Below are 5033 nucleotides of genomic sequence, written 5' to 3' on the forward strand. Positions count from 1 at the left end.
TACCAGCGACAGCGCGCACCACGGCGTCTGGCTGGGCAACGGCGTCGACGTCCTGAGCGAGCACGCCGAGCAGGTCGACAGCGGCCTGAGCCACTCCGGGCGGTTCGCCGGCGACCTCAGCGGCGGGCTCGCCGTGCGCCGCTCCTCCGGGCAGGCCGTCGACCTCGGCCGGTTCGGCGCGGTCGGCACGTCGTCGGAGCAGCACGCGAGCGGGCAGTTCGCCGGCGACCTCGACCTCGGCCAGACGCACGAACTGGGCGGGCAGCTCGGCCCGGCCGAGGGCCTGGTGAGGGTGTCACACGACCTGTCGTCCGGCTCGATCAGCGGCGACCTCGGCGTCGACCACGTCGTCGGGGTCCAGGGCGGGGCGGCCACGGTGCACGGCACCTTCACCCCGTCGTTCTCGGGCAGCCTGTTCGACCGCCCGCTGAACCCCTAGTCCTGCTGCGACGGGTCCGCGGGCGGCTGCTGGACCGGCGTCCCGGCGGCCGGGGTGGGCGGGTTCGCGCCCGGGGTCGGGATGGGCGCGCTCGCCTGGTGGCGGCCGGCGTCGTAGTCCTCGTCGAACGGGTCGACGATGTCCGCGATCTCGCCGAGGTCGCGCAGCAGCCGCTCGAGCCGCGAGGGCCCGGCGGTCGGGACGACGCTGGCGAGCACCCACTCGTTCTCCAGCCAGGCCACGCCGACGTCGCCGCCGAGCTGGTCCGCGGCGTCGACGAGCTCCTGGGTGATCACGACGCGGGCGCCGTCGGCGTCGTCCGCGAAGGCGTAGCGCGAGCCGATCGGGCCGAGCATCTCGGGCATGTCGGCGCGCTGGAACGGCACGCTGGACAGCCACATCTCGATCGGGATCCGGTGCTTCTTGTTGCAGCGCACGGCGACGACGACCGCGGGGATCTGCCCCTCGGACTCGATGTCGAAGATGAACACCGGGCGGCGGCCGTCGGAGGTGAAGGTCGAGCCCGCGACGACGTTGACGGCGGCGTCCGCGCCGAAGTAGCCGATCGCCCCGCCGGACCACTGCTGCGGCAGCCGTTCGTCCTCCTCGACGAACTGCCAGCCGCGCAACTGCGCCCAGCGCATGCGCTCGCGGTTGCGCGAGCCCTCCTTCGCCCGGTCGGCCGCGAGCAGCCCGAGGCCCGCCACCAGGGCGACGGCCGCGATGACGAACCAGATCCACGCCGGAATACCCACGACCGCCAGGGTATCGCCTGCTAGGCCGAAGAGCTGAGGGCCGGTACCCGTGTCGCCGAGCCCGTTCGGATCAATTCCCGCTCCCGAGTCGACAAATCTCTACTGTGGACAGCCACGGTCGTGAGTGTTTGGTCGGGTTCTAACCCGACCAAACACTCACGAGCGGTCAGACGCGGGTGACCGTCAGCGAGTCACCGGCTTCCAGCTCCGGGCTGTCGACGCGCACCGTGTCGCCGTCGCGGATCTCCCCGGACAGCAGCTCCTTCGCCAGCTTGTCGCCGATCGCGGACTGGACCAGCCGGCGGAGCGGGCGGGCGCCGTAGATCGGGTCGAAGCCGTTGAGCGCGAGCCACTCGCGGGCGCCGTCGGTGACGTCCAGGTGCAGCCGCCGCTGGGCCAGCCGCGCGGCCAGCCGGGCCACCTGGATGTCCACAATGGACGTCAGCTGCTCGGTGCCGAGCGAGTGGAACACGACGATGTCGTCGAGCCGGTTGAGGAACTCCGGCTTGAACTGCCGCTGCACCACCGAGAGCACCGCGTCGTTGCGCTGCCGCTCGTCGAGCGACGGGTCGGCGATGGCCTGCGAGCCGAGGTTCGACGTCAGGATCAGGATGGTGTTCCGGAAGTCCACCGTCCGGCCCTGCCCGTCGGTCAGCCGCCCGTCGTCGAGGACCTGCAGCAGCACGTCGAAGACGTCCGGGTGGGCCTTCTCGACCTCGTCCAGCAGCACCACCGAGTACGGCCGGCGCCGGACGGCCTCGGTCAGCTGGCCGCCCTGGTCGTACCCGACGTAGCCCGGCGGGGCACCGACCAGGCGCGCCACCGAGTGCTTCTCGGCGTACTCGCTCATGTCGATGCGCTGCATCGCGCGCTCGTCGTCGAACAGGAACTCCGCCAGCGCCTTCGCCAGCTCGGTCTTGCCGACGCCGGTCGGGCCGAGGAACAGGAACGACCCGGTCGGGCGGTCGGGGTCGGCGACGCCGGCCCGGCTGCGGCGCACCGCGTCCGAGACGACCTGCACGGCCTCCTTCTGCCCGATGACCCGCCTGCCCAGCTCGTCCTCCATCCGGAGCAGCTTGCCGGTTTCGCCCTCCAGCAGCCGTCCCGCCGGGATACCGGTCCACGCGCTGACCACGTCCGCGACGTCGTCCGCGCCGACCTCTTCCTTGAGCATGACGTTCTGCTGGCTGGCCTCGTTCGCCGCGGTGGCCGCTTCGAACTCCTTCTCCAGCGCCGGGATCCGGCCGTAGCGCAGCTCGGCGGCCTTGCCGAGGTCGCCGTCGCGCTCGGCGCGTTCGGACTCGCCGCGCAGCTGTTCGAGCTGCTCCTGGAGCTCGCGGACGCGCTCGATGGAGCCCTTCTCGTTCTGCCAGCGCGCGGTCAGCGCCGTCAGCGTCTCGCGCTTCTCGGCCAGTTCGGCGCGCAGCGCGGCGAGGCGCTCCTTGGACGCGGAGTCCTCCTCCTTCGAGAGCGCCATCTCCTCGATCTCCATGCGGCGCACGGCACGCTCGACCTCGTCGATCTCCACCGGCCGCGAGTCGATCTCCATGCGCAGCTTGGACGCGGCTTCGTCGACCAGGTCGATCGCCTTGTCCGGCAGGAAGCGCGCGGTGATGTAGCGGTCGGACAGCGTCGCGGCGGCGACCAGCGCGGCGTCCGTGATCCGGACACCGTGGTGCACCTCGTAGCGCTCCTTCAGCCCGCGCAGGATCGCGATGGTGTCCTCCGGCGACGGCTCGCCGACGAGCACCTGCTGGAAGCGCCGCTCCAGGGCGGCGTCCTTCTCGATGTGCTGGCGGTACTCGTCGAGCGTGGTCGCGCCGACCATCCGCAGCTCGCCGCGGGCGAGCATCGGCTTGATCATGTTGCCCGCGTCCATCGCGCCCTCGCCGGTGGCACCGGCGCCGACGATGGTGTGCAGCTCGTCGATGAAGGTGACGACCTCGCCCGCGGAGTCGGTGATCTCCTTGAGCACGGCCTTCAGCCGCTCTTCGAACTCGCCGCGGAACTTCGCGCCGGCCACCATCGACCCGAGGTCGAGGGCGACGACGCGCTTGCCGCGCAGCGATTCCGGCACGTCGCCGGCGACGATGCGCTGGGCCAGCCCTTCGACGATGGCCGTCTTGCCGACGCCCGGCTCGCCGATCAGCACCGGGTTGTTCTTGGTGCGCCGCGACAGCACCTGCACCACGCGGCGGATCTCGGTGTCCCGGCCGATGACCGGGTCCAGCTCGCCGTTGCGGGCGCGCGCGGTCAGGTCGACGCCGTACTTCTCCAGCGCCTTGAACGTGCTCTCCGGGTCTTCGCTGGTGATCCGGGCGGAGCCGCGGACCTTGACGAACGCCTCCTGCAGCGCGTCCGGCGTGGCGCCGTGGCGCCTGAGCAGGTCGGCGACCTGGCCGCCCTCGGTCGCGAGCCCGACGAGCAGGTGCTCGGTCGAGACGTACTCGTCGCCCAGCTCGGTGGCGAGCTTCTGGGCGCGCGTCAGCGACTTCACGGCGTTGGTGTCGAACTGCGGGCTCGACACGGTCGCGCCGGTCGCCGACGGCAGTGCCGCGATGAGCGGCTCCAGCTCCTTGTGCACCACCTCCGGGTCGGCCCCGACCGCGGTCAGCAGCGGTGCGGTGAGCCCCTCACCCTGCGCCAGCAGGGCGCCCAGCAGGTGCGCGGCCGACACGTGCGGGTTGCCCGCCATCGTGGCCGCCTGCGCCGCCGACGAGATCGCCTGCTGGGTCTTCGTGGTCGGGTTGAAAGCGTCCATCCCTCACCTCATGCTCGATAACTCAAAAGTACTGGTGGCAGGCCTGACCACGACCTGACACTATCCTCAACGCACGAAAACTTGAGTCTGTTCCGCTCAACTCTGACCAGGTGCCACGGCGCTCGCCGGCAACCGCGAGCCCAGTGTCCCGAGCCCGGCCACGGCGAGCCCGGCGCACGCCCCGACCAGCACCCAGGGTAACCAGTCGGCCACCGAAAACAACGCGACGACGACCGGCGCGATCACCTGCGCCACGGTGAACGCGTACTGGTAGGCAGCCAGATAACGGCCGCGGGCCACCGGAGGTGCCGCGGCTTCGGCCAGCGCACCCGAACGCGGCCCGAAGACCAGGTCACCGGCGGCGAACACCAGCGTCGACGCCAGCAGGTAGACCACCTGCCAGCCGGCGGGCACCAGCAGCACCCCGAGGCTGACCAGGCACCACGCGGCGAACAACGCCGAGCCCGCGCGCATCGCCGCGATCCGCGTCAGCCGCGCGGTGAGGCGCAGCGCGAGCGTGCCGCCGACGCTGGTCAGCACGGTCAGCAGGGCGAGGATCGCGCCGGGCAGCCAGACCGGGCCGTGCAGCCGGTCGAGCACGAACACCGGCATGCCGATCAGGAAGAAGTCGAGCGAGAGCCCGAAGAGCCCGCTGAAGAGGATCAGCGCGAGGTACGGCCGGTTCCGGAGCACCCGGACCGGCCGCTCGGCGTGCGCCCTGGCCGGGCGCGCCAGCCGGACGAAGCAGAGCAGGATCAAGGCCGCCACGCAGAACGTCAGCGCGTCGAGCGCCACCGCGACGCGGTACCCGGCCGGGCCGGCCCACGTCAGCAGCGCGCCCGCCGTGAGACCACCGAGGCCGAAGCAGCCGGCCCGCACCATCCCTGCTTCGGCGAACGGCCGATCCTTCGGGACGTCGCCCGCGACGTCGGCGATGAGCACGAACAGGGAGCTGTAGAACAACTGCTGCCCGGTAGCGAGCAGGACCGCCGCGACCACCACCGGGCCCGGGCCGCCGGCGACGAGGTACGCGCCCGCGCCCGCCGCCTGGAGCAGCTGGGCGCCGATCACCACCGTG

3 protein-coding genes and 1 pseudogene are annotated in these 5033 nt (G+C 71.8%); 1 reads left to right on the forward strand and 3 read right to left on the reverse strand.

The features are described 5' to 3' along the window. Positions 1-439: pseudogene (locus tag G3I65_RS05725) on the forward strand (hypothetical protein); the annotation flags it as partial. Here the strand turns inward: G3I65_RS05725 and G3I65_RS05730 are convergent. From G3I65_RS05730 to G3I65_RS05740, 3 genes are all read right to left on the reverse strand, one after another. Further along, entirely contained in the window at positions 436-1194 is a 759-nt protein-coding gene (locus tag G3I65_RS05730) for a hypothetical protein (RefSeq protein ID WP_160695172.1), read from the reverse strand. The pseudogene G3I65_RS05725 and the gene G3I65_RS05730 overlap by 4 nt on opposite strands. A 166-nt stretch (positions 1195-1360) precedes the next feature. Continuing rightward, complete coding sequence (clpB, locus tag G3I65_RS05735; protein WP_160695173.1) at positions 1361-3955, reverse strand: ATP-dependent chaperone ClpB; 2595 nt, start codon at positions 3953-3955, stop codon at positions 1361-1363. A gap of 96 nt (positions 3956-4051) precedes the next feature. Continuing rightward, a partial coding sequence (locus G3I65_RS05740; RefSeq protein WP_160695174.1) for an MFS transporter occupies positions 4052-5033 on the reverse strand: 982 nt, incomplete at its 5' end.

Origin of the sequence: Amycolatopsis sp. SID8362, from assembly GCF_010550475.1 — a bacterium.
Lineage (GTDB): Bacteria > Actinomycetota > Actinomycetes > Mycobacteriales > Pseudonocardiaceae > Amycolatopsis > Amycolatopsis eburnea.

Coding starts and splice junctions, on each gene's coding strand:
- clpB (WP_160695173.1), bottom strand. CDS start 3,955: ATGGACGCTTTCAACCCGACCACGAAGACCCAGCAGGCGATCTCGTCG.